Origin of the sequence: Kitasatospora sp. NPDC057518 (genome assembly GCF_042802075.1) — a bacterium.
Taxonomy (GTDB): domain Bacteria; phylum Actinomycetota; class Actinomycetes; order Streptomycetales; family Streptomycetaceae; genus Kitasatospora.
Genome location: NZ_JBHVEU010000347.1, coordinates 1 through 9,327, shown reverse-complemented (window position 1 = coordinate 9,327; position 9,327 = coordinate 1). Strand labels below are relative to the sequence as shown.

Below are 9,327 nucleotides of genomic sequence, written 5' to 3'. Positions count from 1 at the left end.
GCTCAGACCACCGTCACCGGGTGGGCCACCACGGCACCGAACAGGTAGCCCTCCCGGTTGAACAGCGCCCGCTCGGGCTGGGTGTTCCCCCGGCGGTCCGTCGCGCGGGCGCGCAGCTCGTACGGGCCGGGCCGCCCGGGGCGCCAGTCGAAGCTCCAGCGCGTCCAGCCGTCGGCCCGCGGCTCGTCGCGCAGCTCGGCGCGCCGCCAGGTCCGGCCGCCGTCCGTGCTGACCTCGACCCGGCGCACCGCCGCCACGCCGGACCACGAGCGCCCGTGCAGCCGGTGCTCGCGGTCCGCCGCCAGCCGCGCTCCCGCGGCCAGCTCGAAGGCGCTCTTGACCACCTGGACGGTGAGCGGGTCGCCCCCGCCGGGCGGGTAGTCCGGGCCGAACATCCGGTAGAAGTCGGTGTTCCACGGCGAGTACAGCGGGTGGTCGGCGACCTCCACGCTGCCCACCCACTTGATCGAGGCGATGCCCACCCAGCCGGGCACCACCAGCCGGGCCGGGGCGCCGTGGTCCGGGGTCAGCGGCTCGCCGTTCATCTCGTACGCGAGCAGCACGTCGTCCAGCGCCTTGGCGATCGGCAGCGGGCGGCGCACCGGGCCGTAGTTGGTGCCGCCCGCGACGAAGTCCGGGTCCAGGCCGGTGGGCAGCACGTCCACCGCCGCCCCGGTCAGCCCGGCGGCCCGCAGCACCTCGGCCAGCCGGACGCCCCGCCAGCTCGCCGAGCCGACGCCGCCGAGCGTCCACGGCGTGCCCGGGACGGGCTGGCCCTGCTGGCCGGAGTAGTAGCTGCGGCCGTTGCCGGCGCACTCGATCAGCGCGCTGATCCGGGTGGACGGCAGCTCCCGCAGGTCGTCCAGACCGAACTCGACCGGGCGCCCGGCCGTCGGGGCGCCGCGCAGGCCGCTGCCGAAGAGCCTGAGGCTCCAGGTGTCCGGGTCGATCAGCGGGGTGCTGGTGTGGTTGCGGACGAAGAACCGCTCCACCGGCACGTGGCGGCCGATGGCGGCGCCGCCATCGGCGCCGCGGAAGGTGTCCCAGCGCGTCTCCGCGTTGGTGCCGTGCGGCACGAACCACTCGGCGGGCAGCGGTTTGACGATCCCGGGCACGGGCCCGGACGAGGCCCCGGAGACCACCCCGGACGCCGGCCCGGACACCCCCTCGGCGGCCGCCCGGCCCGCGGTGACCAGCGGCGCGGCCGGGACCGGCGCGGCGAGCGCCCCGGCGGCGGAGGCCGCCCGCAGCAGCGTCCGGCGGTCCACGCCGTCGGCACGCGCGCCGTCCCGGGCGGCCCGCGTCGGCTCGACCCGCCTCCGGTCGGCCCTGCTCCGATCGGTCTGCCTCCGGTCGGTCTGCCTCCGGTCGGCGGGCGTCGGATCGGCCGGCGTCGGGACTGCTTCGTTCGGGGTGCGGACCTCGTCGTCCATGAACGGCGTTCCTTCCGTTTCAACGTGGTCGGTTTCGGCACCGCGCGCGACCGCGGCCGCCGCCGGGGCCCGCGGGCCGTCCTGGACGGGCTTCCGCTCCCCGGTCTGACCTACTCACCGGTGTGGACTCCTACCGTTCCCATTGTGTCGGCGAAACCCCGCCCCGCAGCGGAGCACCCCATGTCAGCCACCCCGCCCGCCCGGATCCTCCGGGGTCCCGGCCCGGAACCGCCGCTCGCCCACGGGGCCGGGGCCGGCGCCCGGACACCTTCGATCTGGCCGGATACCCGCTCGGCGCCGCCGTCGCCGTCCGGATCGCCACCCGCCGCCCCGGGCGGGTCCGCTCGCTGCCACTGCTCGCCGGCATGGCCGGGGCCCGGCCCGGTGGCGGACGCTCTCCGAGCTGTTCATCGACCTGGCCGACCGGCCGGACGAGCTCCCCCCGCTGCGGGAACACCCCAAGTCCCCGGCACCGGACGGCTTCCGGCAGCGGTTCCGGCCCGCCGCCCGGACCGACGTCCGCGCCGAACCGGCCGCGACAGCCGTCCCCGCCCTGGTCGCCGGCCGGGCTGATCCCCGGCACACGCCTGGCCGAACTCCCCTGCGGGCGCCTGCCGGTGGCCGGGACGCCGCCCGAACTGCGCGACGTGCCGCCGGAGTTCCTCAGGAGCCGAGCCTCCCGGGGGAACACCCCGGCAGGCGGCGGCGTTCGCCCGGTCATGCGCATCGGAGAACTCGCCCGCCTGACCGGGGTGTCCACCCGCCTGCTCCGCTACTACGAGGAACAGGGCCTGCTCCGGCCGGACCGCACGGCGGCCGGCTACCGCGAGTACGGCGAGGAGGACACCGTCCGGGTGCGGCAGGTCCGCAGCCTGCTCGCGGCCGGTCTGAGTACCCGGGTGATCGCCGAGCTGCTGCCCTGCGCCACCGGTCCGGTCCCCGTCCTGGAGGCCTGCCCGGAGCTGCTCGCCATCCTGCGCGGCGAACTCGCCGACCTGGACTCCCGGATCGAGGACCTCAGCCGCAGCCGCCGGGCGCTCTCCCACTACCTCGCCACCGCGCGCGACTCCGGGCCCGACCACGGACGGCAGCACGGGCCCGGGCACCGGCACGACGACGGGCACGACTACGGCGAGGAGCAGGCGGCCTGACGGGACGTAGGTCCCGACCCCGCGCTTCCCCGGCGCGCCGTCCCTCCGCTCACGGAGCGGACTGGACATAGTGCGACATACAGCTTGAATCCGAGCGTGCCGACGCACGCCGAGTATGTCGAGGGGTCCATCCGATGAGCAGCCAGCCGCCCCAGTCCGACCAGCCCGTGGAGGAGCCCGACGAACCCGCCGCGACCCTTCCGGCCGACCGGGCGGTGTTCGGCATCGGCGCCGTCCTGGTCCTGGCGGTGGTCGCCTGGGGCGTCTTCGCCGAGGACTCGCTCGGCCGCACCTCCGACACCGCGCTCGGCTGGGTGCTGCACAACTTCGGCTGGCTGTTCGTGGTGGCCGCCGACGTCTTCCTGGCGCTCAGCGTGCTGCTCGCGTTCAGCCGCTTCGGCCGGATCCGGCTCGGCCGCGACGACGACGAGCCCGAGTTCTCCACCCTCGCCTGGATCGCCATGATGTTCAGCGCCGGGATGGGCATCGGCCTGATGTTCTACGGCGTCGGCGAGCCGCTCCAGCTCTTCGCCACCCCGCAGCCGGGCTCCGGCCTGGAGCCGCAGAGCGCGGCCGCCGCCCAGCAGGCCCTGGAGTTCTCGCTCTTCCACTGGACCCTGCACCCGTGGGCGATCTACGCGGTCGGCGGCCTGGCCCTCGCCTACACCACCTTCCGCAAGGGCCGGGGCAACCGGGTCTCCGCCGCCTTCGTCCCGCTGATCGGCCAGCGCGGCGCGGACGGCTGGGCCGGGCGGACGATCGACCTGCTGGCCGTGTTCGCAACCGTCTTCGGCTCCGCGACCAGCCTCGGCCTCGGCGCGCTCCAGGTCGCCGACGGGCTCGGCTACATCACCTCCGTCCGCAACACCCAGAACGCCCAGCTGATCATCATCGGCTCGCTGACCGCCGCGTTCGTGGTCTCCGCGTTCTCCGGGGTGCACAAGGGCGTGAAGTGGCTCTCCACGGCGAACGTCGTACTGGCCTCGCTGATCATGGTCTTCGTCTTCGTGGTCGGCCCGACGGTCTTCGCCCTGGACGCGATCCCCTCCTCGGTCGGCGGCTACCTCTCCGACCTGCTCGGGATGTCCACCCAGACCGGCGCCTTCACCGACGAGAGCTGGCTCGGCTCCTGGACGATCTTCTACTGGGCCTGGTGGCTCTCCTGGGCGCCCTTCGTCGGCACCTTCATCGCACGGATCTCGCGCGGCCGCACCATCCGGCAGTTCCTGCTCGGCGTGCTGCTGGTGCCCAGCGGGGCGACGGTCATCTGGTTCTGCGTGATGGGCGGCACCGCGATCCGGCTGTCCACCACCGGCGCGGCCGACCTGGTCGCGACCATCCCGCAGGGCCCGGAGGCCTCGCTGTTCGAGATGCTGCGCGCGCTGCCGCTCGGCTCGGTGACCAGCGTGGTCGCGGTGCTGCTGGTGATGACCTTCTTCATCACCAGCGCCGACTCGGCCTCGCTGGTGCTGGGCTCGCTCTCCAGCCGGGGCTCGCTGCACCCGCGCACCTGGCTGGTGGTGGTCTGGGGCGTGCTGATGGGCGGGGTCGCGGCGGCCCTGCTGCTGGCCGGCGGGCTCACCGCGCTCCAGAACGCGACGATCCTGGTCGCGCTGCCGTTCGTGGTCGTGATGCTGCTGCTGTGCGTCTCGCTGGTGAAGGAGCTCCGCGAGGACCCGGCCGCCGCCCCCGCCCGCTTCCACCCTCCGCACGGCCTGCGGGACGCCGTCCGGGAGGTCGTCGGCGAGTCGGGCACACGCCGCTGACCTGCTCGTACGCCCTGCCCGGTGACGGGTGGGGCGTACGCGGCCAACCGACGCCCAACCCCCGTCCGGACTTCACCCGCACGTACCGACCGTTCACGCCGCCCTGGAAACCTCCCTGTCATGAACGCCAGCCCTCAGGCGCCCTACCAGGAACCGCGCTTCCCCCTGCCCCAACGGCACCGCCGGCTGCTCGCCGTCACCGCCGTACTCACCTCCATCGCCCTCGGCACCCTGGGCGTCGGCGCCACCGTGGAGACCGTCGAACACGGCCCCCTCGCGAGCGCCTCCGCCAGCAAGTAGCCCCTGCTCCACCCAGCACCGCGGTCCCGTTCCGGGCCCGGTGCTTCTTGCTTTCCGCTCCCCGGCGGCGGAGCCGGGGCGGCACGGTGGGCGCCGCCGCCACGGCGGCGGTCCGCTACGCCGGCTGTCCGGGGCGGGAGTGGCGGCCGGTGCCGGGCGTGGGGTGGAGGTCGGGGGCCGGGGCGTAGCGCGCGGCCGGGGGGCGCAGGCGCCAGGCCGGGGGGCGGGTGGGGTGGGGGGTGGGGGTGATCAGGGCGAGGCGGTGGAGCACGTCGAGGGCGTCCCGCCGCAGGGCGGTGCGGTCGGCGAGGTAGCGGGCGGGGAGGCCGAACTCGTCCGCGATGTCGCCGAGGACGCCGTCTATCAGCGCGTCCGGGATCGGGACGTCGCCGGCCACCGGCTCGTCGGGCAGCGGGCGGACCTCCTCGACCAGGCGCTCGACCAGCAGCAGGGCGGCCTGGGTGAGGGTGCCCCCGCCGGGGAGGGCGAGGTCGGTGAGCTCGGCGGCCGGGTCGAGCAGCGCGACGCCCTCGGCCCGCAGTTCGGCCTCCAGTCCGAGGAACTCGGCGAGCGCCGCCGGGCCGCTGAGCCGGTGCTCGTCCAGCCAGGCGCGGTGGTCCTCGGGGAGGTCGGCGGCCAGGACGGCGGGCGTCTCGGCGAGCAGGCGGCGGACGGCGGTGGCGGGCTCGGCCTCGGCGGCGCGGCGGATCAGGTCGGCGGCGTCGTCGGCGAGGGCGGGCGGGCCGGCCGGGACGGCCCGGGCGAGTTCGCGGTCCACGGTCAGCACGAAGGAGTCGTCGGCCGGGCCCTCGGCCGGCAGCTCGCCGAGCACCTGCCAGCCGGCCAGCGCGGCCAGCGCCATGGCGAGGTCGGTCGGTTCGGCGGTGAGTTCGGGGGCGGCGGCGTTCATCGCGTCGAGCAGCCGCCGGTAGCCGAGCTCCTCCGGGGCGTCGACCAACAGCGAGAGCGCGAGGGCGAGTTGGGCGTACCCGGCCGGGGTGAACGGAGTGCCGGTGACGGGGTGTTCGAGGCGGCGCGCGGCGCCGGGACCCAGGCCGGCCTTGCAGAGCCGGGCGTGCCAGGGGCCGACCACGAGGCGGTAGCCGAGCAGGGTGTCGAAGCGCTCGGCGAGCCAGTCGCGGTGACGGCGGATCAGCGGGAAGCCGTCGGCGTGCGGGCCGGAGGCGGTGACCAGCGGGTGGGCGAGCAACAGCCGGGCGGCGATTCGGCGTTCGGCCGCCGGGAGCTCCTCGCCGGAACGATCCTGCGCCACGACGGTGGGCGGTGCCACCCGCGTGCGTTCGGGCCTGCGGTGCCGGCCCGGCCGGCCCGTCTTGGCCCCCGACCGGACGACGGGCAGGGCGGCGTCGTCGCGCCGGGCGCGGCGCAGTCCGCCCTCGGTGCGGTCCTCGCGGGGGCGTACGGGCGTGGCCAAGTGCGCGGTGGGGCCGTGCCACCAGCTGACGCCGGGATCGGCGGCGGGCTCGGCGGCGGTGCCGAGGTGGCGGGCGGGGTAGAGGCCGAAGGAGGCGGTGCAGAGGTCGTCGGCGGTGCCGGGGGTGGCGGCGGCGAACCAGTGGGCCAGGCGCAGCAGCCCCGGGTCGGGCGAGAGCGTCGTGTCGACGGCCGGAGCGGCCGACGCCTGCGGGCCGTCAGCACCGCTCCCCATGGCCGCCCCCGGCGTCCTGTCAGCGGGACCGGAGGAGCGGCCCGCGTCGGAACCGGAGGCACCACCGGCGTCGGGACCAGCCTCGGGACCGGCTTCGCGTACGGCGAGGACGGCGGCGGCGGTTCCCCGCCCTGCCCCGCCCGTGCGTCCGTCCGGCCTGCCGGCGGCCACCCGGGTGGCGCCGACCGCGTAGTCCTGCTGATCCATGTCGGGGTCCAGACTAGACGGTGCCCGGGCCACCCGACCGCAGCAACCGCCCTCCTGAGGAACTCTCCGCAAGAGCCCTCGAAGCGGCCGCCCGCGCTCCGCTCACCGGCCGCCCCGTCATCCGCCGCACCCCGCCCGGGTTACGCACCGGTAACCGACCCTTCCACCGCCGGTCCGGCTCCTCTAGGGTCGGTCCGAAGCAGCGGATCACCGAGAGGCGCACGCATGACCGTCCGTACCACCACCCGCGTCGGCCTCGGGGCGCGCCTGCGCTCGGCCACCGGCCTGCTGGGCGGCTTCGCGGCCACCTCGGCGGCACACCTGGGCGCGATCGCCTCCGGCGCCTCGGTGCTCCAGAACGCCACCAAGCCGGCCCTGATGCCGCTGCTGGCCGCGCACAGCGTGGCGGCGGCCGCGAAGGCCGGGCGGGAGGCGCCGAAGCTGCTGGCGCCGGCGCTGCTGCTGAGCGCGGGCGGCGACGTGCTGCTCCAGCTGAAGAACGACCCCGCGTTCCTCGCGGGCATGGGCTCGTTCGCGGCGGCGCACGTCTGCTACGTGACGATGTTCGTCCAGCGCGGCGCGCTCACCGACCGCCGCCGGGCCCTGGTGGTCGCGGCCGCGTACGCGACGGCCTGGGTGGCCCTGGTCGGGCAGCTCTGGCCGGACCTCGGGGACCTGCGCGTCCCGGTGGCCGGCTACAGCCTGCTGCTCGCCTCGACGGCCGTCACCTCGGCCGGGCTGGGCTGGCGGACCGGGCTGGGCGGGGCGCTGTTCCTGCTCTCCGACACGCTGATCGCCACCCAGCTGGCGAAGTGGCGGGAGCTGCCGGGCCATCAGTTCTGGATCATGGCGACCTATGTGCTGGCCCAGTACCTGCTGGCCGACGGCACCCTCCGCCACCAGGACCGGCTGCACCGCGAGGACGCCGAACCGCGGACCGCCTGACGCACCGGCGCTCCGGAGAACCGGCACGCCGTCCCGACACGCCGCCGCGCCGCCGATCCCGTCGGGATCCAGCGGCGCGGCGCAGGGGCGCAGTGGGGCGCGAGGCCTTCAGGCACCGCGCCTCCGCAACAACCAGAAGCCGCCGACACCGCCCGCGACCAGCGCGAGGCCGCCGGCCAGCTCCCCCGGGTTCGCCGCGACCGAGCCGCCGAGGCCGGTCTGCACGGCGCCGTGCGGGGCGACCTGCTGGTTGCCCGCGCCGGACTGCCCGAGCGAGCCGGCCCACTCCCCCGCGGCCTCGCCCCACTCGCCGAGACCCGGGTTCTTCTGGGGGTTCTTGTCGCCGCCCTTGTCGCCGCCCCTGTCGGGCACGGCCACGGTGGTGACCGTGACGCTGGTGGCGAAGGCCCCGCCGTCCGGGCAGGTGCCGTCGACCTTGCTGTCCCCGGCGTGCTGGCCGGCCAGCCGGGCGGAGCCGCTGTGCTTGCCGTCGGGGCCCAGGGTGAGGGTCGCCGGCCCTCCCTCGAAGGCGGCGGAGCGGGCGGTGATGGTCTTGGCGTCGGGCTTGTCCGACTTCTCGCAGGAGACCGTGACCGTCACGGTCTGGCCCGGTGCGGCCTGGGACGGGCTGACCGACGCGGAACCGTCCCTGGCGGATGCGAGGGGGGCCGTCAGGCCGGTCAGCGCCGTCGCGCCGATCAGGGCGGCGGCGGCCGTACGCATGGGGCGCATACCGGAACCTCCGGGATTCTCGGGCGCAGCCGGGGACTCCCATGTCCACGTGGTCGAGCAACTGCACCCGGTCATTCACCGACGGTAGGGACGCGCCCCACGCTCGGCCAGCGCTCACGACCGTTCGGGTTACGACCTGTGACCCGTCGTGACGCCCGCGGCGGGGCTCAGCCGTGGCGCTCACCCGGAGTGGCGCTCACGCGGTGCGGCTCAGAGGTCGAGGTCCACCACGACCGGCGCGTGGTCCGAGGTGCCCTTGCCCTTGCGGGCCTCGCGGTCCACGTAGCTGTCGGTGACGGCCTCGACGAAGGGCTTGTTGGCGTAGGTGAGGTCGATCCGCATGCCCCGGTTCTTGGGGAAGGCCAGCTGGCGGTAGTCCCAGTAGGTGTACGGGTGGTCGTACTTGAGCGGGCGGGGCAGCACGTCCTGGAGGCCGATCCCGTCGAGGGCCGCCAGTGCGGCGCGCTCGACCGGGGTGACGTGGGTGAGGCCCTCGAAGGCGGCGGCGTCGAAGACGTCGTCGTCGGTCGGGGCGATGTTGAAGTCCCCGAGGACGGCGAACGGGCGGGGGCCGGCGGCGTCCTCGGTGGCGGCCTTGCGCAGCGCCTCCAGCCACTCCAGCTTGTACTGGTAGTGCGCGTGGCCGACCTCGCGGCCGTTCGGCACGTAGACCGACCAGACCCGTACCGGGCCGCAGGTGGCGGCGATGGCGCGCGGCTCGACCTCGGGCAGCAGGGCGCCGTCGGCGAAGTAGCCGGGCTGGTCGGGGAGGCCGCGCACGACGTCGTCCAGGCCGATCCGGGAGACGATCGCGACGCCGTTCCAGCGGCCGTTGCCGTGCGCGGCCGTCTCGTAGCCGAGCTCGCGGACCGCCTCGTACGGGAAGGCGTCGGCCGCGCACTTGAGCTCCTGGAGGCAGAGCACGTCGGGCTTGGCGCTCTCCAGCCACTCCAGGAGCTTGGGCAGCCGCGCGGTGACGGAGTTGATGTTCCAGGTGGCGATGCGGACGGTCACGGCGGGCGGCCTTCCCGGTGGTTCGGTGCGGACGGACATGCAGTCGGGCATACGGACGGGGTGGGCCGCCCCTCGTGCGGGAGGCCCACCCCGAACATACCGCCCGGCAC

8 protein-coding genes are annotated in these 9,327 nt (G+C 75.5%); 4 read left to right on the top strand and 4 right to left on the bottom strand.

The annotated features are described in order from the left end of the window. Positions 1-2 precede the first annotated feature (2 nt). Complete coding sequence (locus ACFU7Z_RS28920; protein ID WP_380780640.1) at positions 3-1,433, bottom strand: sulfite oxidase; 1,431 nt, start codon at positions 1,431-1,433, stop codon at positions 3-5. Positions 1,434-2,152: 719 nt separating this feature from the next. Between ACFU7Z_RS28920 and ACFU7Z_RS28915 the strand changes: the two genes are divergently transcribed. The 3 genes from ACFU7Z_RS28915 (at position 2,153) to ACFU7Z_RS28905 (ending at position 4,650) form a co-directional block, all read left to right on the top strand. After that, positions 2,153-2,584 (top strand): MerR family transcriptional regulator, encoded by a 432-nt coding sequence (locus ACFU7Z_RS28915; RefSeq protein ID WP_380780638.1) that lies wholly within the window; start codon positions 2,153-2,155, stop codon positions 2,582-2,584. 134 nt (positions 2,585-2,718) lie between these two features. Further along, positions 2,719-4,350 (top strand): BCCT family transporter, encoded by a 1,632-nt coding sequence (locus ACFU7Z_RS28910; RefSeq protein WP_049659793.1) that lies wholly within the window; start codon positions 2,719-2,721, stop codon positions 4,348-4,350. Positions 4,351-4,470: 120 nt separating this feature from the next. Beyond that, entirely contained in the window at positions 4,471-4,650 is a 180-nt protein-coding gene (locus tag ACFU7Z_RS28905) for a hypothetical protein (protein ID WP_049659792.1), read from the top strand. Between the two features lie 115 nt (positions 4,651-4,765). Here ACFU7Z_RS28905 and ACFU7Z_RS28900 read toward each other — a convergent pair whose 3' ends face one another. After that, a complete protein-coding gene (locus ACFU7Z_RS28900; RefSeq protein ID WP_380780636.1) occupies positions 4,766-6,526 on the bottom strand; it encodes a DUF2398 family protein in 1,761 nt (586 codons plus the stop codon). A gap of 225 nt (positions 6,527-6,751) precedes the next feature. Between ACFU7Z_RS28900 and ACFU7Z_RS28895 the strand changes: the two genes are divergently transcribed. Next, on the top strand, positions 6,752-7,471 hold the full coding sequence (locus tag ACFU7Z_RS28895; protein ID WP_117492605.1) for a lysoplasmalogenase: 720 nt from the start codon (positions 6,752-6,754) through the stop codon (positions 7,469-7,471). 108 nt (positions 7,472-7,579) lie between these two features. On the opposite strand, the gene ACFU7Z_RS28890 is transcribed toward ACFU7Z_RS28895, so the two are convergent. Together ACFU7Z_RS28890 and ACFU7Z_RS28885 are read right to left on the bottom strand one after the other, a co-directional pair. Continuing rightward, positions 7,580-8,203, bottom strand: a complete 624-nt coding sequence (locus ACFU7Z_RS28890; RefSeq protein WP_049654489.1) for a hypothetical protein — start codon at positions 8,201-8,203, stop codon at positions 7,580-7,582. Between the two features lie 210 nt (positions 8,204-8,413). Then, on the bottom strand, positions 8,414-9,256 hold the full coding sequence (locus ACFU7Z_RS28885; protein WP_049654497.1) for an exodeoxyribonuclease III: 843 nt from the start codon (positions 9,254-9,256) through the stop codon (positions 8,414-8,416). Positions 9,257-9,327: the final 71 nt, after the last annotated feature.